The sequence below is a fragment of the Streptomyces sp. NBC_01264 genome (assembly GCF_026340675.1).
Classification (GTDB): domain Bacteria; phylum Actinomycetota; class Actinomycetes; order Streptomycetales; family Streptomycetaceae; genus Streptomyces.
This window is the reverse complement of record NZ_JAPEOX010000002.1, coordinates 429,720-446,982: the sequence shown is the minus strand read 5'-3', so window position 1 is coordinate 446,982 and position 17,263 is coordinate 429,720. Positions and strand designations below refer to the sequence as shown.

The window sequence follows — 17,263 nt, the reverse complement described above, 5'->3', positions numbered from 1 at the left end:
GACGTCAGATCGAGGCAGGGGAACCTTGACCACCGAGAACCGCTGGCACCTGCGAGGATCCGCCGGCTACGCCTACTCCGGCGACGAGGCTCGCAATCTGCTGCGCCACCGATGGGACTGGGGGAACCCGGAGACGTGGTTCGAGAGCGACGCGGGGCAGCTCCTGGGCGTCATCACCGATGGCGAACGCGCGACGGTCACGTTGGTGGCCGCAGAAGGCGGTCCCGGTGAGCACCTCGTCGATCCGCGCGGCGATGGCTCCGCCGATGGCTTCGCCTTCGACCTGGCCGCGCAGGCGGTGGCACATTTCATCGAGCGGGGGAGCTGGCCCCCCACTGTGGTGGGCGTGGCCGGCGACCACGGCGAACACTGACCGGGCAGCCGACGTACGTCCCGCCACCACGCGCTACGGCGGCCGGCCGCGCGGTTTGGCAGCCTTCGGGGTCCTCTGGCCTTCGATCCGGGGGCCGCGAACGCCCTGAAACCTTCTCCCGAGAGGGGTACGGGTAGCCACGGAGGGTGAGATCCGGGCCCCCCGGCGGTGACCCGCCCCACAGGACCTAGGTCACATACGAAGCGGGATAGTAGTCCTTAGGCGTCCCGCACCCACCCCCACGCACCACTCCCCACCAGCGGTGATGTCGTCCCGCCCCAAAGGGGGTCGTTGCACCCGGGCTGCGAGGACCACTAGTAAGAGGGGTCGTTGCCAGGCGGGCTCTACCCCCGTAGAACTGGATGAGTCGCAGGGCGGACGGAGGTCCCCCGGATCCCCGCTCCCGCCGACGAACCCCTCTTCTTCACGTGAGTGGCTCATCCATGCCTGCGACTGCCCTTGTCCCCTTCGGAAGGTCCGTCCGTGTCCCACACTGTCATCCGCCGCATCGCCGCTTCGAAGAAGACCCTCGCGGGTACCGTCCTCGCCCTGGGCGTCGCCGGTTCCATGCTGTCCGCGGTTCCCGCGCAGGCCGCCCCGCTGAGTGCCAAGGCGATCGCCCAGCAGATGATCAAGGACCCGGCGCAGTTCGCGGCCTTCAACAACATCGTGTCCCGTGAGAGTGGCTGGGACCACACCGCCACGAACTCCTCCTCGGGCGCCTACGGCCTGGTCCAGGCCCTGCCGGCCTCGAAGATGTCCTCGGCGGGCTCGGACTGGAAGACCAACCCGGCCACCCAGATCAAGTGGGGCCTGGACTACATGAACTCCCGCTACGGCAGCCCGGAGGGCGCCTGGACCTTCTGGCAGAACCACCACTGGTACTAAACCACCAGCGGATCACGGCACCACGAAACGCTCGACCGGATATTCCGGCCGAGCGTTTTCGCATGCGCGCGTGCCCACCGGTCGCGCCCACCGGTCACGCCCAGCCGGTCACGCCGCCCGGGCCCGCTCAGCCGACCGACAGCCGGTACGCGTCCCGCGCCAGCGTGAGCGCGATCAGGTCCCGGGGGCGGGACAGGGACTTCGACGTCAGGTGCTCCAGTCGGCGCAGCCGGTTGAAGACCGTGTTGCGGTGGCAGTACAGGCGGCTCGCCGCGCGGCCCGCGGAACCCTCCGCCGCCAGCCAGGCGTCGAGGGTCTCCAGCAGCATCGCCCGGTCCGTCGGGTCGAGTTCCAGCAGGGGGCCCAGCACCGCCTGGACCAGCTCGGCCGACAGCTCGGGCTGGCGCACCACCAGGGCCATGGGCAGCCGGTCGGACAGCTGCACCAGCACCCGTTCGTCCTGCCCGCAGGTCCGCAGCGCCGTCTCCGCCAGCCGCCGGGCCCGGCCCAGCTCGGCCAGTCCGTCCACCACCGGGCTGATCCCGCCCGGTCCCGGACAGCGGTCCGCGAGCTCCGCCGCCAGCTCGGCCGGCGAGGAGTCGCCCAGTGCCACCACGGCCAGCTCCCGTTCCGTGCGCATCCGCCAGAACAGCCGCATCCCGCCCGCCGCCACCACCCGGTGCACCGAATCGCCCCGGTCGGCCGGCATCACCACCACCGCGTACCGCCCCTGCTCCGGCAGGTCCAGGGCGAGCGCCACCTGGGCGGCCAGGGCCGGTGCGCTGTCCCCCTCCAGCAGGGCGTCCAGGAGGGCTTGCACCCGCTCGTCGCTGCGCCGGCGCATCTCGACCTCCGCGGTGCGGTACGCCTCCGCGGTCGCGGCGGCCTGCTGCTCGATCCCCGCCCACATGGCCCCGGCGGCGCGGGCCAGGACCGGCAGCGCCTCCGGCTCCTTCTCGGTGACGATGTCCAGCAGCGCGTCCCAGGTGAGCCGGCCCGCCCTGCGGTACGCGTAGAGCAGCAGGTCCAGCGGCAGCCCCTGCTCGGCCCGTCGCCGGCCCAGTTCCTCCGCGTACGAGAGGTCCTTGCGCGGGGCTGACCGGGGTGCGGCGAAGGCCTCGATCCCGTAGTGCATGGCCTTGCTGACCTGTTGCCAGTGCTCGTCCCGCGGAACGGCCAGGTCGAACAGCGGCGAGTGCTTCGCCAGGTCCCTGATGAGCTGGTCGGTGAGCCCGGGGATGTCGGCGATCAGTACGTCCGCCGCCGACCCCAGGACCGACCACTCCTGTTCCGTGCGCGTTCTGCGTCCACCCATGGCCGCTGAGGATGTCACCCCGCCTCCGCCGCCGTAAGGGGCGCGTACGGCAGGTCTGTGCGCGTGCACAACACGGTCCTGTCCGGGCTGGTCATCGGCAGCGATTCCGCATCGGCCCGTGGACGTCCGCCCCGGCCCGGTGCTGGTCTGTGCGCCAGCACAAGGCCGCCCAGAGGAAGGAGAGGACGTGGGTTCGCTACAAGTGCGTGAGCTGTCCATCGGCTACGGTGCGGTCCGGGCACTGCGCTCCGTATCGCTCGACGTGCCCGCCGGCGCGGTGGTCGTCGTACTCGGAGGGAACGGCGCCGGGAAGTCCACGCTGCTGCGCGCGGTGTCCCGGACGCTCGGGTTCCACCGGGGGGCGGTCACGGGCGGGAGCGTCACCTTCGACGGCCGGCCGCTGGACGGGATCGGCCCGGACCGGGTCGTCGCCGCCGGGGTGGTCCAAGTACCCGAGGGACGCAAGATCTTCACCCGCATGACCGTCGCGGACAACCTCCGTGCCGGGGCCCTGGGCGGCCGCGCGGGATCCCGCGCGGCCACGGCCCGCTCCCTGGCCCGGGTGCACGAGCTGTTTCCCGTACTGGCCCAGCGGGCGCGGCAGCGGGCCGGACTGCTGTCCGGCGGTGAGCAGCAGATGCTCGCCCTGGGCCGCGCCCTGATGGCGCGCCCGCGCCTGCTGCTGCTCGACGAGCCCACCCTCGGGCTCGCTCCCAAGATGGCCGCCACCATCGCCGAGACGATCACCGAGATCAACGCCTCGGGTGCCTCGGTGCTCCTCGTCGAGCAGAACGCCGCCCTGGCGCTGCGGCTCTCCTCCCACGCCTACGTCCTGGAGGTCGGCGAGGTCACCCTCGCAGGCCCGGCCGCCGAGCTGGCCGCCTCGGACGAGGTGCGGCGCCGCTACCTGGGCATCACCGACGAGGCCGCGCCCGAGGCGGCCACCGACGGGACCCGGCGGGAACTGCGCAGGTGGACGGCATGAACGCGAACGCCTCCCCACCGCCACACGCCTCCCCGCCGCCGCTCACCGTCACCGACGTCACCGTCCGCTTCGCAGGCCTGACCGCCCTCGACTCGGTCTCCTTCACCGTGGACCCCGGCAGCGTGCACGCCGTCATCGGACCCAACGGAGCGGGCAAGTCCACCTGCTTCAACGTGCTGTCCGGGGTGTACCGGGCCACCGGCGGAAGCGTCCGCTTCGGCGCCGCCGAGCTCACCGGCCTCGCCCCGCACGCCGTCGCGGCCCTCGGCGTCGCCCGCACCTTTCAGAACCTGGCGCTGCCCCCGCACACCACCGTCGCCGACAGCCTCCTGCTGGGGCGCCACCGGCTGATGCGGACCGGCTTCCTGGCCGCGGGACTGCGGCTTCCCGCCGCCGCCCGCGAGGACCGCCGGCACCGCGAACGGGTCCGGGAGATCGCCGAGTTCGTCGGCCTGGAGGGCGACCTCGCGGCGCCCGCCGGCTCGCTCCCGTACGGAAAGCAGAAACTCGTCGAGCTGGCCCGGGCCCTGTGCATGGAGCCCCGGCTGCTGCTCCTCGACGAACCCGTCGCCGGCATGACCGCCGACGAGAGGCAGCGCACGGCCGCCGTCATCGCGGGCGTCCGGGACGGCCTCGGCATCTCGATCGTGCTGGTCGAACACGACATGGGGGTGGTGATGCGGCTCGCGGACGCGGTGACCGTACTCGACTTCGGCAAACGCATCGGCGGCGGAACTCCCGCGCAGGTGCAGAACGATCCCGCGGTCGTCCGCGCGTACCTCGGAGAGGAGGAACCGGCCGCATGACCACCTTCCTCGAACTGCTCCTCGGCGGGCTCTCCATGGGCTCCGTCTACGCCCTCATCGCCCTCGGCTTCGTGGTCATCTTCAAGGCCACCGAAGTGGTCAACTTCGCCCACGCCTCCCTGCTTCTGGCCGGCGGGTACGTCACCGCCACCCTGCACGAGGAGCTCGGATTCTGGGGCGCGCTCCTGGCCGGGGCCCTGTCGGCGGCCGCCGTGGGGGCGGCGATCGAGTTCCTGGTGATGCGGCGCTACCGGGGCCAGGACCAGAGCGTGCTGGCCATCGTCACCATCGGCGTGGACATCCTCCTCATCACCGACCTCACCCGGCGTCTCGGCACCGACGTGCTCTCGCTGGGCGATCCGTGGGGCGACCGCGTGGTCCACCTCGGCGCGGTCACCGTCCCCCAGACCCGGATCGCCGCCATCCTCGCCGCCGGCCTGCTGATCACCGTGTTCCTGCTCGTGTTCCGGCACACCTCCTGGGGGGTGGCCATGCGCGCCGCCGCCGAACAGCCGGAAACGGCCGCGCTGATGGGCGTGCGGCTGGGCCGGGTCTCGCTGGCGGCGTGGGCCGTGGCGGGGGCACTGGCCGCCGTCGCCGCGCTCTTCCTGACCGTCTTCCCCACGCCCGGCCTGGAGCGGGCCACGTCCCTCGCCGCCCTGAAGGCCTTCCCGGCGGCGATCCTCGGCGGTCTCGACTCCACCTCCGGCGCGCTGGCCGGCGGTCTGATCGTGGGCGTCACCGAGGCACTGGCCACCGGCTACCAGAGCCAGTTGACCTTCCTCGGCCGGGGCATCGGCGACCTGGCTCCGTACCTGGTGATGGTCGCGGTCCTGCTGATCCGTCCCGCCGGACTCCTCGGCACGAAGGAGCTCGCCCGTGTCTGACACCCGCAGCCCCGTGCTGCACCCCGAGGCACTCGCCCCGGCGGTGGCCTCCCGGCCCCGATGGCTCAGTGGCCGCAACGCGGTGGTGGCCGGCGCCGTCCTCGTACTCCTCGCGCTGCCCTTCTACCTCGACCGGTTCTGGCTGCAGGCCGGGCTGTTCGCCATCGCCGCCGCCATCGGGGCCATCGGGCTCAACCTGCTGACCGGAGCCACCGGCCAGCTGTCGATGGGCCACGCCTTCTTCCTCGCCGTGGGCGCCTACGGGTACTGCGCGCTCGCCGGGGACGGCAGCACGGCGGGCGGTCACGAGCTGGTCGGGCTCGGCCTGCCCAGCTGGCTCGCCGCGGTCCTGGCCGTCGCCCTCGCCGGGGCGGCGGGCGGCCTCTTCAGCCCCATCGCGGGCCGCCTGCGCGGCGCGTACCTCGGCATCGCCACGCTCGCGCTGATCTTCATCGGCCAGCACGTGCTGTTCAACGCCACCAGCGTCACCGGCGGGTTCAACGGCCGGGAGGTGGAGCCGCTCTCCCTCTTCGGCTTCACCTTCGACGACACCGAGACCGTCGTCGCGGCCGTCCCCTTCCAGTCCGCCGAGAAGCTCTGGTACGTCGCCCTCGCCGCCCTCCTCGCCGGCGCCCTGTTCGCGCGCGGCGTCCTGCGGGGCCGGCCCGGCCGGGCGATGAACGCCCTGCGCGACCACAGCATCGCCGCCGGGGTGATGGGCGTGCCGGTCGCCCGGTACCGGGCCGCGGTCTTCGTCCTGTCGTCCATGTACGCGGGGCTCGCCGGCGTCCTGCTCGCCCTCGTCTTCCAGCGCACCGTGCCCGACTACTTCGGCATGGTGCTGTCACTGGAGTACCTCGCCATGATCGTGATCGGCGGCCTGGGCACCGTCGCCGGGGCCGTCGTGGGCGCGGTCTTCGTTTCCCTGCTGCCCCAACTCCTCACCCGCTACAGCGAAGCCCTCCCGCTGGTGTCCGCCCCCGGAACGGGCGGGGTCTCCCCGGGCGAGGCCTCCCGCTACCTGTACGGGGCGGCCGTCGTCGTGGCCGTCCTGTTCCTGCCCGGTGGTCTCACCGGCATCACCCGGATCCTCCGCACCCGCACCCGCACCACACCCTCGAAGGAGCGAACGTGAACAGAAGAAGGCACGCCGCCGCGGTCCTGGCGGTCGCACTCGTCCTGACCGGCGCCGCCGGGTGCAGTGGCAAGGCCAAGCCGGCCGACGGGGACAAGCCCGCCGCGGGCGGGGTCAAGGCGGGCCCCGGGGTGAGCGACAAGGCCATCAAGCTCGGCGCGCTCACCGACATGACCGGCGTCTACGCCTCCCTCGGCAAGAGCGTCACCCAGGCCCAGCAGCTGTGGGCGAAGCAGACCAACGCGGCGGGCGGCATCTGCGGTCGCACCATCGAGCTGACGGTCCGCGACCACGGCTACGACCCGCAGAAGGCCCTCGCCGCCTACACCGAACTGGAGCCCTCGGTGCTGGGCTTCGCCCAGTTCATCGGCTCCCCGTTCGTCTCCGCCGTCAAGCAGCGGATCGACGGCCAGGACAAGGGGCTGGTCATCCCGCAGGCCTGGTCCGCCTCGCTGCTCGGCAGCCCGTACATCCGCACGGTGGGGGCGACGTACGACATCGAGACCATCAACGCGGTCGGCTACCTCCTCGACCAGAAGCGGATCGCCTCGGGCGACAAGATCGGGCACGTCTACTTCGAGGGCGACTACGGCGAGAACGCGCTGACCGGGGCCAAGGCCATCGCCGCGGAGTCCGGGCTGACCGTCGTCGAACAGAAGATCAAGCCGACCGACAACGACATGACGGCCCAGGTGGCCGCGCTCAAGCAGGCCGGGGTCAAGGCCGTGGTCGTCAGCGCCGGCCCCCGCCAGGCCGCCTCGCTCGTCGGAGTCGCCGCGGCGGGCGGCTGGAACGTCCCCGTAGTCGGCAACAACTCGGCCTTCGCCCCGCAGCTCCTGGCGACCCCGGCGGGTGCGGCCCTGCAGAAGGACTACTACGTCGCCTCCTCGGCCCTGCCGATCGGCTCGACCGAGGCGGGCCCGGCCGCGCTGGCCGCCGCGTACAAGGCGGAGTACCCGGACTCGGGCCTGGACAACGGCGTGGTGGCCGGATTCTCGGCCGGCGCCCTGTTCGGAGAGGTACTGAAGAAGGCCTGCGCCGACAAGGACCTGACCCGCGAGGGCATCCGGGCGGCCCTGCTGAGCCTGAAGTCCTACGACAACGGCTTCGGCATCACGCACGACTTCTCGGACCCGAAGGCCCCCTCCACCCGGAAGAGCGTGATCCTCAAGCCCGACGCCACGGTCCCGGGCGGCATGAAGGTGGTCAAGGAAGCCACCGCGGTGCCCGCCGCGACGAAGTTCACGCCCGCTTCCTGAGCGGCGGGCAGGAAGAGGGCAGGAGACGGAGGCTGCCGTCCCGACACGCGTCGGGACGGCAGCCTCCGTGCCTCCGGCCAACACGCTCGTCGGCTCCCGATGAAACGCTTGAGGCGCTTTCACCCAAGTACTGGACGAGGGGACCGTCGGGGTTCCCGCGCAGGGGAGGAACCGGGTGCTCAGCCCACGACACCGAAGCCAGTTGGAGGTAGCCCGATGAACGAGAGGCCCAGTGGTTTCGAGGAGCGCCTCAAGGCGGAGCTCCTCGCACGTCTCGCGGAGGCGCCGCCCGCGCCGCCCGCCCGCGGATCCGCCCGGCGTTACGGCATCCGCTGGCCGTGGACATCGCGACGGCAGAGGCCGTCGCCGTGACGGCCCTGCCGGGCGGTGGCAGAACGGCTCCCGGCCTGCCAACGGCCCCGCGGGCGGGCTTCCTACGGGCGCGCCGTGAAGAGGGCTTCCGTGAACTCCGTGACCTCGCTGAAGCCGAGCCGGCGGTAGAGCCGGACGGCGGTGGCGTTGTCCGCACGGACGTTCAGCCCTATGTGGTCCACCGTCCTGCTCAGCCGTCGGCACAGCTCGGCGACGCAGGCGCCGCCGGCGCCCTGCCCACGGACCCGTGGATGCGTGGTGACGTTCCCGACCGCGGCGACCCGGTACGCGGCCGAGTGCACGTGGACGCCGGCCACGGCGACCAGCTGCCCGTCCTGCCGGGCACCGAGGTACTGGCCGGTGTCGAGCATGCGGTCGTCGAACCAGTTGCCCGGATACGCCTGCTCGAACAGTTCGAGCAGGTCGGGGAGGTCATCCCGGCTCAGCGGGGCGGGCCGCCACGGTCCGGCCGGATACCGGTCGGCCAGGTCGGGCTCGGTCAGCACCATGCGCAGCAGGGTGCTGTGTGACTGGGCGACGTACCCGGATTCCAGTACCTTCGCGGCCTTTCCGGTCAGATGCCCGAGGAAGCGCCGGGGGAGTACGGGCAGCAGCGCCTCGGCCAGCTCCTCCAGAGCGGCCGCTTGCCCGGGGCGGGTGAACCCCAGCAGCGTCGGTACGTCGCCGACGGCGTAGAGCAGCGCCACCGGTCCGTCCTGGGAAACGCTGTACCAGCTGGTGTGGGGCCACGGCAGGTCGTCGAGGTCGCCGAGTTCCATCAGGTTCATGGCCGGGTCCCGTTCGAAGCGGGCGGCCAGGTCGGATCGGTCGTGAAGGCTGTGCAGGATCACCCGCACAGAGTACGGCGGGCCCCGGCCCGGCTCGACGGCGCGGTAGGGCAGAGCCACAGGTGGCGGCGGCGGACGCGGCGACGCCCCGCACCGTACCGGTGCGGGGCGTCTGGGTACTGCGGCTCAGAGCCGTGGCTCAGAGGGGACGAATGTCCTCGGCCTGCGGGCCCTTCTGGCCCTGGGTGACCTGGAACTCGACCTTCTGGCCCTCCTGGAGCTCACGGAAGCCCTGGGCGTTGATGTTGGAGTAGTGGGCGAAGACGTCGGGGCCGCCGCCGTCCTGCTCGATGAAGCCGAAGCCCTTTTCCGAGTTGAACCACTTCACAGTTCCGGTGGCCATCTTTTTGCTCCCTGTCGGGGACGAGGGTCCTCGCTTGTGAGGACCCTTGGGTGTGGGTTGCTTGCCCTGGTCCTCCGACGCTTGGTGAAGCGGTACTTCGGACACACGACTGCCGATCACGAGGCATGATCTACCCACTTGCACGACGAGGGCAAACCGATGATCGGTTTGCCCCGGATCGGGCACCCCGAAGCCGGTCGATCGAGCCCGCCACGGCCCGGGTCGGAGGATGATCAACAGGCTCATGACCTCCTGCCCCTAGGGTGGTGGTCATGGAGTCGTACACGATGGGACAGGCCGCCGAGCTGCTGGCCGTGAGCGTTGACACGGTGCGGCGGTGGGCCGACGCGGGCCGCTTCCCGACCCACCGGCAGGGAACCCGGCGCATCGTGGAGGGGCCGGCCCTCGCCGCGTTCTGCGTGGAGGTCGCGCAGGAGCGCGCCGATGGCGAGGACGCCCCGTACACCTCGGCGCGCAACGCGTTCCCGGGGATCGTGACCGCGATCAAGCTGGGCGAGGTATCGGCGCAGGTGGAGGTCCAGGCGGGCCCGCACCGTGTGGTCTCGCTGCTGACGCGGGAGGCCGTCGAGGAGCTCGGCCTGCAGCCGGGCGTGACGGTCACGGCCCGGGTGAAGTCGACCAGCGTGCACGTCGACCGCGACTGATCGCCCTTGCCCGCGCTCGTCCGCTCGGATCGCGGACCGGAAACGGCGCCTCAGGCGCGGCGGACCCGCCAGAGCCATGCCGTCGTGCCGGCCAGCAGGACGAGCGTCGCCGCGTTGGCCAGGTTGGCCGGGGCATCGCCCGCCGGGGCGGCGCTGGACCAGGTCCAGATGCCGATGGCGGCGGTCGGCAGGACGGCGGTGAGCAGGACACCGGTCGCCTTCTGGACCGGGGTCCAGCGCACCGAGGTGCAGAGGAGCACCGCGCCGATGACGCGGAACACGGTGCTGCAGAACCCAGCGGCGGGGACGGAGGGGAAGACCGCGGCGAACAGGAAGGGGACGGTGAGCATCAGGAGCGGGACCACCGGGTGGACCTTGCCGCGCCGGAGGTGTGTGTCGGCGCCGCCGGGGGCCGGAACTGCGACGCCCCCGCTTCCCGCCTCGGCCAGTGCCGTCGCCGCGATCGTACGGGGGTCCCCCAGCTCGGCCAGGACCTCGCCGATCGTGACGCGGGGACGCTCGGCGCGCGTCACCTCGATGTGTTCGGCGAGGTCGGCGAGGAGTTCGCTCCGACGGTCGGCGGGCAGCGCGGAGGCCTCGCGCTCGACGGCGGAGAGGTAGTCGCGTACGGGGTCGGCCGAGGTCTTCATGCGGAGTCTCCGGTGGAGTGGTGCGGGGTGGCGAGGAAGGCGTCGACGGCGTTGCGGAAGCCGGGCCAGACGCGGGTGAACTCGTCGAGTGCGGCCCGGCCGCTGTCGGTGAGCGCGTAGTAGCGGCGGGGCGGTCCGGAGGCGGACTCCTGCCAGGTGGTGGTGACCAGGTCGTCCCGGCGCAGCCGGGAGAGCAGCGGGTAGACCGTGCCCTGGCTGGTGGCCAGGGTGCCGGAGTCCTCCAGGGCGTGAAGGAGCTCCACGCCGTACCGGGGGCGGTCCCGCATCAGCGCGAGCACGCAGTACTCCAGGACACCCTTGCGCAGTTGGGCGGCGGCCCGGGCCTGCTTGGTCGAATCACCTGGTTCCATGCGATGCAAGATACCTGGCGAGGCAACCAGGCGTGCAGGGGGGATGCATTCACGGGTCACACGCTCGTGTCGCTGATACTCGATCATGGGACGGGGGGAAGCGCGGCTGTGGGCCAACCGGTGAGGAACTGGTTCCCTGCCAGGTCAAAGGGTGTCGGTGATCGCATGGGCTCGTCGGTGACGTCCGAAGCCGTCGTGGCACGTGAGGACAGGTTCGACTGGTTCTGCGAGACGGTGTCCAGCGATGTGATGCCCGTAATGCTCACCACCCGGCACGCGGCCGACTTCCGCGCCAGGATCACGGACCTGGATCTCGGCGTGGTGCGGTTGTCCTCCGTGGCGTGCTCACCGGTCCTCTCGCGCCGCACCCCGGCCCACGTTCGGCGCGGCGACCCCGAGCACCTGCAGCTGGCCCTCGTCACCCAAGGCGCTTTCAGGATCTCTCAGCGGGGCAGCGAGGCCGTGGTCGCGGGGGGACTCGTGCTCACGGACACCTCACGGCCGAGCGAGGGGGTCAGCGCGGGCGGACAGGGCGAGGCGGTCGTGCTCCAGATGCCCCGCCCCGCCGTGGCGCTGCGCCCCGACCGGGTGGACCGCCTCCTCGCGCGGAGCCTCGCCGCGGACAGGGGCTCGGGGGCGGTCCTTGCCGACTTCCTGAGGACGCTGCTCGCGCACGGCCCGCACTGCCGCCCGGAGGAGCTGCGCGGGATGGGTTCCATCGCCCTCGACCTGGCCACCGCGTGCCTCGCGCGACAGCTCGGCGACATCGGCGAGGCGCCGGCCGAGGTGCGCGCACAGGAGACCCTGCAGCGGATCCACCGCTTCATCGAGAACAACCTCGGCGACCCGGGCCTGACCCCCCAGGTGATCGCCGACCGGCACAACATGTCCCTGCGAGGCCTTTACGCCCTCTTCGCCGACCAGCCCCGGAGCGTCGCGGCACGCATCCGCGAAAGCCGGCTGGAGCGCGCCCACGCCGACCTCGCCCGCGGGGAGTCGAGAGCCCGGCCCGTCCAGGCGATCGCGGCGCGCTGGGGATTCGCCAGCGCCACCGCGTTCAGCCGGGCCTTTCGCGAGGCCTACGGAATCACCCCCACCGAACACCGCGCGGCCTCCCCGGCCGCCGCCCCGGGGCGCGCTCTCCCGGGCTCGTGGGAGCCCGCGGAGTCTTCGGTGCGGGCGCGTCAATCGGCTACGTAGAGCTGACTGTTGGCGAGGCGGCCCCCGAAGGCGATGCCGAAGACCGGCCGGAGGGATCGGCCCCGGGCGCGGGCCGGGCCGGATGCTAGCTTCCTCCCCATGACGGATCACCAAGCCGTGACCCGGGCGGCCTACGACGGGGTCGTCGAGCTGTACGCGTCGATGTTCGCCGACCGGCTGGAGACCCACCCCTTCTCGCGAGCCATGATCAACACCTTCGCGGAGCTGGCGCGCGCAACGCAGAACCCGCGAGCGGCGGACGTCGGGTGCGGCCCCGGCCATCTGACGGCCATGCTGCACGACCTCGGGCTGGACGCCTTCGGACTCGATCTCTCCCCGGCCATGGTCGACCACGCCCGCCGGGCCCATCCGGCACTGCGGTTCGACGAGGCACGCATGGAGGCCCTGCCCGTCGAGGACGCCGCGCTCGGCGGCGTACTGGCCCACTACTCGATGATCCACACCCCGCCCGGGGAACTGCCCGCGCTCCTCGCCGAGCAGGTGCGCGTCCTGGCGCCGGGAGGCCTGCTCCTGGCGTCGTTCTTCGGGACCGACGGCCCGGAACCCGTCCGCTTCGACCACAAGGTCGCGCCCGCCTACAGCTGGCCGGTGGACCGGTTCGCGGATCTGCTGACCGGGGCGGGCCTCGTCCCGTTCGCCCGGCTGATCCACGACCCGGCCTCGGAGCGCGGATTCCTGGACGCCCACCTGCTGGCCCGCCGTCCTTAAGGACGGCGTGAGTTGGACCACAACGACAAGGCCCCCACCAGGCAGTTCCCGGTGTTAAGGTTTTGTTTGATCGATCTCGATCGCAGGATTGTTACTCCCTGAGGACACCACCTTCGTCGCCCCGCGACGTCAAGGCGGTGCGCCGCTCGAAGGGAGGCAAGGCCTGGGTAGCGCCGTTGGCGCGACCCGGGCCTTTTTTGTTGCCCGGATCCGGGCGTGAGAGATCGCGAACCGAAGCAGGATGGCAAGAGCCCCAGGATGCAAGGACGCATCATGAACACACCCGTAGCCGGACCCGGCACGCTCGCGGAGCAGATCCTCCGAGGCGTCGGCGGAGCCGAGAACATCGAGAGCCTCACGCACTGCGCGACGAGGCTGCGCTTCCAGCTCCACGACGGTGCCAAGGCCGACACGGCAGGGCTCGACGCCCTCGCCGGTGTCATGGCCACCGTGCCGCAGTCCGGTGACCGCCTCCAGATCGTGATCGGCGGAGCCGTCGCACGCGTCTACTCCGAGATCATGAACCTGCCGTCGATGGCGGGCGGCGGCGCACCCCGCCCGCAGTCCGACGCCGACGTCAAGGCCTCGATGCGGGCCAAGAGCCGCGGCCGCTACGCCTGGGTCGACAACTTCTTCGAGTACCTCTCCGACTCGTTCCGCCCGCTCATGGGCGTCCTGCTGGGCTCCTCGCTGATCATCGCGATCGCCTCCGTCCTCGACGCCCTGGGCTTCGTCGACTTCCGCGCCGCGGACAAGTCCGCCACCTGGGTGTTCGTCGACGCCATGTGGCGCTCGGTGCTGTACTTCCTGCCGATCATGGTCGCGTACAACGCGGCCAAGAAGCTGAAGGTCGACCCCTGGGTGGGCGCCGCGGTGATGGCCGCGGTGATGACCCCGAACTTCACGGGCATGCTCAACCCGAAGTCCGGGATCCCCGGCATCACCTGCACCACCAACGGGACCCTGGGCACCCAGGACTGCGTCGCCCACGTCTTCGGCCTGCCGATGCAGTTGAACGACTACGGCGGCCAGGTCTTCGTGCCGCTGCTGATGGTGGCCGTGCTCGCCCTGGTCTACAAGGGACTGCAGCGCATCTTCCCCGAGACCGTGCACCTGGTCTTCGTGCCGTTCTTCAGCATGCTGATCATGATCCCGATCACCGCCTTCCTCATCGGCCCGATGGGCGTCTGGGCCGGCAACGGCCTCGGATCGGGTCTGTCGTGGATGAACGGCAACGCCCCGATCGTCTTCGCCATCATGATTCCGCTGCTGTATCCCTTCCTGGTCCCGCTGGGCCTGCACTGGCCGCTCAACGCTCTGATGCTCGTGAACATCAACACCCTCGGCTACGACTTCATCCAGGGCCCCATGGGCGCCTGGAACTTCGCCTGCTTCGGCGCGACCGCCGGTGTGCTGCTGCTCTCGATCCGTCACCGTGAGAAGGAGATGCGCCAGACCTCCGTCGGCGCCCTGGCCGCGGGTCTGCTCGGCGGTATCTCCGAGCCCTCGCTGTACGGCATCCACCTGCGCTTCAAGCGGATCTACCCGCGCATGCTCGTGGGCTGCCTCGTGGGCGGCGTGATCGTGGGCGTCCTGGGCGGCGTGGACACCAAGGCCTTCGCCTTCACCTCCCTGCTGACCATCCCGGTCTTCTCCCCGATGGGCACCTACGGCATCGCGATCACCGCGTCCTTCTTCGTCTCGATGGCGCTCGTGTACTTCTCCGACTTCCGCACCCCGGAGGACCGCATCCAGGCCAACGCCGAGCGCGATGCCGCCGAGGCGGCCGCCCGCGGCGAGGCCGCGGTGACCGATGAGCGCGAGCTCGTCACCGTCGGTGCCGCGGCGACCACCTCAGGTGCCTCCGCCACCACCACCGCCGCCCCCGGATCCGCGGCCGGCGCTCCCGCTCCCGTCGCCCCCACCGCCGGCAAGGCGACCGAACTCGCCGCGCCGGTCGCGGGCCGCGTCGTCGGCCTCGACGAAGTCGGGGACCCCGTCTTCGCCTCCCGCGCGCTCGGCGAGGGCGTGGGCATCGAGCCGGCGGACGGCCGCGTCGTCGCCCCGGTCGACGGTGAGCTGATCATCGTCGCCGCCACCGGCCACGCCTTCGGCATCCGTACCGCCGACGGCATCGAGGTGCTCATCCACATCGGCATCGACACGGTGCAGATGAAGGGCGAGGGCTTCGACGTCCGCGCCGAGGCCGGTCGGCAGGTCTCCGTCGGCGACCTCCTCGTCGAGGTCGACCTCGACGCCGTGCGCGCGGCGGAGCACCCGACGGTCACCCTCATGACCGTCACGAACACCGCCGACCTCACCTCGGTCGAGCCGCACACCGGGCAGACCGTCGCCGCCGGCGCCCCCGTGGTGACCGTAAGGCGCTGACATCCGGCCACCGGTACGACGCGGGCACGTGCCACCTCGTGGGGCACGTGCCCGCGTCGTACCGGTCGGGGGAGGGGGCGGGTGGCGTGTGAGTGGCGTACGGGTGGCGGACAATGCGGGATCATTGGGCAGTACCGGACCGCGAACGAGAAGGAGAGCAGGCGTTGAAGGCGCTGAGTGTCCTCAATAACAACGTGGTCCTCGCGCGCGACGACAAGGGCCAGGAGGTCATCCTCACCGGGCGCGGCATCGGCTTCAGCTCCCGTCAGGGCAAGCCCGTCGACCCCGCGCTGATCGTGCGCGTCTTCGTCCCGGCGGACGGCCGTGACCCCGATCACCTCAGCGAGGTCTTGGCCCTCATCGACGAGGAGGTCCTGCGGGCCGTCGTGATCGCCCTCGACGAAGCCGGCGTCGAGGGCCGCGAGTCCACCCGGCCGACCCTCGCCATCGCCGTCGCGGACCACGTCACCGGAGCTCTGGACCGGGCCGCCCGGGGCATCGTCATCGAGTACCCGCTGCGCGCCGAGGTCCAGGCCCTGTACGCAGCCGAGTACGCCCAGGCGCAGCGCCTGCTCGATGCCATCAACGAGCGCCTCGACCCGCGCCTGGAGGACTCGGAGGCGATCGCGCTCGCCTTGCACCTGGTCAACGCAGGTTTCGCCACGGGCGACCTGTCCTTCACGTACACGATGACCGGGGTCATCCAGCAGATGCTCGCCGTGGTGAAGGAGCGGTACGGGCTGTCCGTCTCCCAGGAGTCCATGAGCGCGGCACGGTTCATCACCCACGTGCGCTACCTCTTCGTACGGATCCAGCAGCACCGGCAGCTGAAGGGACACGAGTCCACCATCGGCGAGGGCATCCGCCGGCACTACCCGGAGGCGACCCGCACCGCGCAGCAGCTGGCGACGATCGTCGAGCTGCGCCTGGGGCAGCACCTGAGCGAGGACGAGGTCTCCTACCTGGCACTCCACGTGGCCCGCATGACCACGGAGCCGGACGACACCGCCGCGTAGGACCCGCGGTGGTGCCGTCCGCGCGAGGGTGCCGGCCGGCCTCGGCTAGCGTTCGCCGCCGGTCCTACGGCTCGGCCTCACTTCAGATGCCGGGTGAAGAACCGGGCCATGGCGTCCGCCGCGGACTGCGGGACGCCGGTGTGTCCGCCCATGTTGGCGTGCAGGGACTTCTCCTTGGAGCCGAAGGCGTCGAACAGGTCCAGGGCGGCCTGCCGGTCGTTCCCCTCGTCGTCCCACTGGAGCAGGACATGCAGGGGAATCGTGACCTGCCGGGCCTCCTCGAAGACGGCGCGCGGCACGACGCTCCCGGCGAAGAGGCCGGCGGCCACGATGCGCGGCTCGACCGCCGCCAGCCGGACGCCGATGGAGATCACTCCTCCCGAGTACCCGACCGGGCCGCCGAGCTCGGGCAGCGCCAGGAGGGCGTCCAGGGCGGCCTGCCATTCCGGGACCGCCTGGTCGACCAGCGGGAGGACGAGGGCGTCGACGACCTCGTCGCTGACCGGCTCGCCAGCTTCCATCGCCCGGCGCAACTCGGCGCGGGCCCGGTCGGTGGCGGGCAGGCGGGGCCGGTCACCGCTTCCGGGAAGCTCGATGGTGGCCGTGGCGAAGCCGTCCGCCGCGGAACTCCGGGCACGGTCCACCAGCCGGGGGTACATCCTGCGCAGCCCGAGGGGAGGGTGCCCGAGCAGGATCAGCGGCGCCGGGGCGGAGGGGGATGCGGCCGCCGCTGCGGGGGTCCACAGGATGCCGGGGATATCACCGAGGGTGAATTCGCGTTCGAGGACGCCGTCGTCGAGGCGTTGCTCGGAAGTGAAATGCATGGTCGTGCCTTTCGGGAGTGCACTGTGACGGCGCTCCCGGACGACCTGTCTACCGTCCGACCGTGACCCCGGAGGGGAGCACCCATGTCGATACTGCGTTCACGGGTACCACCTCCTCGATCTTTCGCACGGCCTCCGGAAACGTAGCAGCGAACTCCCGCGCCGGCCAACGTGTTTTCGCTCCCGGCGGCCGAACGGCGGCCGGGACC

General features: G+C 71.6%; 18 protein-coding genes. 12 read left to right on the top strand and 6 right to left on the bottom strand.

The annotated features are described in order from the left end of the window. The first annotated feature begins 25 nt into the window (after positions 1-25). Together OG435_RS34960 and OG435_RS34955 are read left to right on the top strand one after the other, a co-directional pair. Positions 26-373, top strand: coding sequence for a hypothetical protein (locus OG435_RS34960; protein WP_266883125.1), 348 nt, complete (start codon positions 26-28; stop codon positions 371-373). 483 nt (positions 374-856) lie between these two features. Further along, complete coding sequence (locus tag OG435_RS34955) at positions 857-1,261, top strand: transglycosylase SLT domain-containing protein (RefSeq protein WP_266883123.1); 405 nt, start codon at positions 857-859, stop codon at positions 1,259-1,261. A gap of 127 nt (positions 1,262-1,388) precedes the next feature. Here OG435_RS34955 and OG435_RS34950 read toward each other — a convergent pair whose 3' ends face one another. Next, complete coding sequence (locus OG435_RS34950; RefSeq protein ID WP_266883121.1) at positions 1,389-2,576, bottom strand: PucR family transcriptional regulator; 1,188 nt, start codon at positions 2,574-2,576, stop codon at positions 1,389-1,391. Between the two features lie 187 nt (positions 2,577-2,763). Here OG435_RS34950 and OG435_RS34945 point away from each other — a divergent pair, with 187 nt between their 5' ends. From OG435_RS34945 to OG435_RS34925, 5 genes are read left to right on the top strand one after another with little or no spacing between them, the layout of a single operon-like run. Next, positions 2,764-3,561 (top strand): ABC transporter ATP-binding protein, encoded by a 798-nt coding sequence (locus tag OG435_RS34945; RefSeq protein WP_266883119.1) that lies wholly within the window; start codon positions 2,764-2,766, stop codon positions 3,559-3,561. Then, on the top strand, positions 3,558-4,367 hold the full coding sequence (locus OG435_RS34940) for an ABC transporter ATP-binding protein (protein WP_266883117.1): 810 nt from the start codon (positions 3,558-3,560) through the stop codon (positions 4,365-4,367). Before OG435_RS34945 ends, OG435_RS34940 begins: the two co-directional genes overlap by 4 nt. Further along, the gene (locus tag OG435_RS34935) at positions 4,364-5,254 is read left to right on the top strand and encodes a branched-chain amino acid ABC transporter permease (protein WP_266883115.1); all 891 of its coding nucleotides are present in this window, start codon (positions 4,364-4,366) and stop codon (positions 5,252-5,254) included. Before OG435_RS34940 ends, OG435_RS34935 begins: the two co-directional genes overlap by 4 nt. Before the next feature lie 43 nt (positions 5,255-5,297). Then, positions 5,298-6,389 carry a branched-chain amino acid ABC transporter permease gene (locus tag OG435_RS34930; protein WP_266886358.1) on the top strand — a complete coding sequence of 364 codons (1,092 nt, stop codon included), beginning with the start codon at positions 5,298-5,300 and terminating at the stop codon, positions 6,387-6,389. Continuing rightward, positions 6,386-7,648 carry an ABC transporter substrate-binding protein gene (locus OG435_RS34925; RefSeq protein ID WP_266883113.1) on the top strand — a complete coding sequence of 421 codons (1,263 nt, stop codon included), beginning with the start codon at positions 6,386-6,388 and terminating at the stop codon, positions 7,646-7,648. The genes OG435_RS34930 and OG435_RS34925 overlap by 4 nt, the downstream gene beginning before the upstream one ends. 434 nt (positions 7,649-8,082) lie before the next feature. Here OG435_RS34925 and OG435_RS34920 read toward each other — a convergent pair whose 3' ends face one another. Together OG435_RS34920 and OG435_RS34915 are read right to left on the bottom strand one after the other, a co-directional pair. Then, positions 8,083-8,871 (bottom strand): GNAT family N-acetyltransferase, encoded by a 789-nt coding sequence (locus OG435_RS34920; protein ID WP_266883111.1) that lies wholly within the window; start codon positions 8,869-8,871, stop codon positions 8,083-8,085. A gap of 136 nt (positions 8,872-9,007) precedes the next feature. Next, positions 9,008-9,211 carry a cold-shock protein gene (locus OG435_RS34915; protein ID WP_243336897.1) on the bottom strand — a complete coding sequence of 68 codons (204 nt, stop codon included), beginning with the start codon at positions 9,209-9,211 and terminating at the stop codon, positions 9,008-9,010. Positions 9,212-9,483: 272 nt separating this feature from the next. On the opposite strand from OG435_RS34915, the gene OG435_RS34910 reads away from it, so the two are divergent. Further along, complete coding sequence (locus tag OG435_RS34910) at positions 9,484-9,876, top strand: TOBE domain-containing protein (RefSeq protein WP_266883108.1); 393 nt, start codon at positions 9,484-9,486, stop codon at positions 9,874-9,876. 50 nt (positions 9,877-9,926) lie between these two features. Here the strand turns inward: OG435_RS34910 and OG435_RS34905 are convergent, their stop codons facing one another. Both OG435_RS34905 and OG435_RS34900 read right to left on the bottom strand, forming a co-directional pair. Then, positions 9,927-10,526 (bottom strand): HAAS signaling domain-containing protein, encoded by a 600-nt coding sequence (locus OG435_RS34905; RefSeq protein ID WP_266883106.1) that lies wholly within the window; start codon positions 10,524-10,526, stop codon positions 9,927-9,929. Next, positions 10,523-10,897: a PadR family transcriptional regulator gene (locus OG435_RS34900; protein WP_266883104.1), complete on the bottom strand. Its 375-nt coding sequence runs from the start codon at positions 10,895-10,897 to the stop codon at positions 10,523-10,525. Before OG435_RS34900 ends, OG435_RS34905 begins: the two co-directional genes overlap by 4 nt. 165 nt (positions 10,898-11,062) lie before the next feature. Here OG435_RS34900 and OG435_RS34895 point away from each other — a divergent pair, with 165 nt between their 5' ends. The 4 genes from OG435_RS34895 to OG435_RS34880 all read left to right on the top strand — a co-directional run bounded on the left by OG435_RS34895 (position 11,063) and on the right by OG435_RS34880 (position 16,230). Beyond that, positions 11,063-12,097, top strand: coding sequence for a helix-turn-helix domain-containing protein (locus tag OG435_RS34895; protein ID WP_430625797.1), 1,035 nt, complete (start codon positions 11,063-11,065; stop codon positions 12,095-12,097). Positions 12,098-12,196: 99 nt separating this feature from the next. Beyond that, positions 12,197-12,826, top strand: coding sequence for a class I SAM-dependent methyltransferase (locus OG435_RS34890; RefSeq protein ID WP_266883100.1), 630 nt, complete (start codon positions 12,197-12,199; stop codon positions 12,824-12,826). A 273-nt stretch (positions 12,827-13,099) separates the two neighbouring features. After that, positions 13,100-15,214, top strand: coding sequence for a glucose PTS transporter subunit IIA (locus OG435_RS34885; RefSeq protein ID WP_266883098.1), 2,115 nt, complete (start codon positions 13,100-13,102; stop codon positions 15,212-15,214). Between the two features lie 164 nt (positions 15,215-15,378). After that, positions 15,379-16,230: a PRD domain-containing protein gene (locus tag OG435_RS34880; RefSeq protein WP_266883096.1), complete on the top strand. Its 852-nt coding sequence runs from the start codon at positions 15,379-15,381 to the stop codon at positions 16,228-16,230. Positions 16,231-16,307: 77 nt separating this feature from the next. Here OG435_RS34880 and OG435_RS34875 read toward each other — a convergent pair whose 3' ends face one another. Further along, the gene (locus tag OG435_RS34875) at positions 16,308-17,054 is read right to left on the bottom strand and encodes an alpha/beta hydrolase (protein WP_266883094.1); all 747 of its coding nucleotides are present in this window, start codon (positions 17,052-17,054) and stop codon (positions 16,308-16,310) included. Positions 17,055-17,263: the final 209 nt, after the last annotated feature.

What these genes read in the sequence shown, in the direction of transcription:
- OG435_RS34950 (WP_266883121.1), bottom strand. Translation starts at nt 2,576, where the DNA reads ATGGGTGGACGCAGAACGCGCACGGAACAGGAGTGGTCGGTCCTGGGG.
- OG435_RS34940 (WP_266883117.1), top strand. Translation starts at nt 3,558, where the DNA reads ATGAACGCGAACGCCTCCCCACCGCCACACGCCTCCCCGCCGCCGCTC.
- OG435_RS34935 (WP_266883115.1), top strand. Translation starts at nt 4,364, where the DNA reads ATGACCACCTTCCTCGAACTGCTCCTCGGCGGGCTCTCCATGGGCTCC.
- OG435_RS34915 (WP_243336897.1), bottom strand. Translation starts at nt 9,211, where the DNA reads ATGGCCACCGGAACTGTGAAGTGGTTCAACTCGGAAAAGGGCTTCGGC.
- OG435_RS34910 (WP_266883108.1), top strand. Translation starts at nt 9,484, where the DNA reads ATGGAGTCGTACACGATGGGACAGGCCGCCGAGCTGCTGGCCGTGAGC.
- OG435_RS34905 (WP_266883106.1), bottom strand. Translation starts at nt 10,526, where the DNA reads ATGAAGACCTCGGCCGACCCCGTACGCGACTACCTCTCCGCCGTCGAG.
- OG435_RS34900 (WP_266883104.1), bottom strand. Translation starts at nt 10,897, where the DNA reads ATGGAACCAGGTGATTCGACCAAGCAGGCCCGGGCCGCCGCCCAACTG.
- OG435_RS34895 (WP_430625797.1), top strand. Translation starts at nt 11,063, where the DNA reads ATGGGCTCGTCGGTGACGTCCGAAGCCGTCGTGGCACGTGAGGACAGG.
- OG435_RS34890 (WP_266883100.1), top strand. Translation starts at nt 12,197, where the DNA reads ATGACGGATCACCAAGCCGTGACCCGGGCGGCCTACGACGGGGTCGTC.
- OG435_RS34885 (WP_266883098.1), top strand. Translation starts at nt 13,100, where the DNA reads ATGAACACACCCGTAGCCGGACCCGGCACGCTCGCGGAGCAGATCCTC.
- OG435_RS34875 (WP_266883094.1), bottom strand. Translation starts at nt 17,054, where the DNA reads ATGCATTTCACTTCCGAGCAACGCCTCGACGACGGCGTCCTCGAACGC.